The organism is Pseudomonas sp. SIMBA_068 (assembly GCF_046534705.1).
GTDB lineage: Bacteria > Pseudomonadota > Gammaproteobacteria > Pseudomonadales > Pseudomonadaceae > Aquipseudomonas > Aquipseudomonas putida.
In genome coordinates this window covers 1-238 of the sequence record NZ_JAWRYI010001578.1, presented here as the reverse complement: position 1 = coordinate 238, position 238 = coordinate 1, and the positions used below count along the sequence as shown (strand labels likewise).

1 protein-coding gene is annotated in these 238 nt (G+C 67.6%); it reads left to right on the top strand.

What is annotated here, in order from left to right:
- Nucleotides 1-238: winged helix-turn-helix domain-containing protein (locus SB756_RS35010; protein ID WP_410913873.1), on the top strand; the 238-nt coding region annotated here is incomplete at both ends.

Here is a 238-nt window from a genome sequence, read left to right as displayed (position 1 = left end):
CTGCGGGCATCAGCTACAAGGCAGCCTGGGATGCCATTGATGAGCTCAACAACCTGGCCAGCCAGCCCTTGGTGGAGCGCAGCACAGGTGGCCGTGGCGGTGGCGGTGCGCGTTTGTCGCCGGAAGGCGAGCGGGTGCTGCGCCTGTATCAGCGGCTGCAGGCCTTGCAGGCGCAAATCCTCGAGGCCGCCGAAGAGTCCAGCGACCTCGACCTGCTCGGCCGCCTGATGCTGCGCAC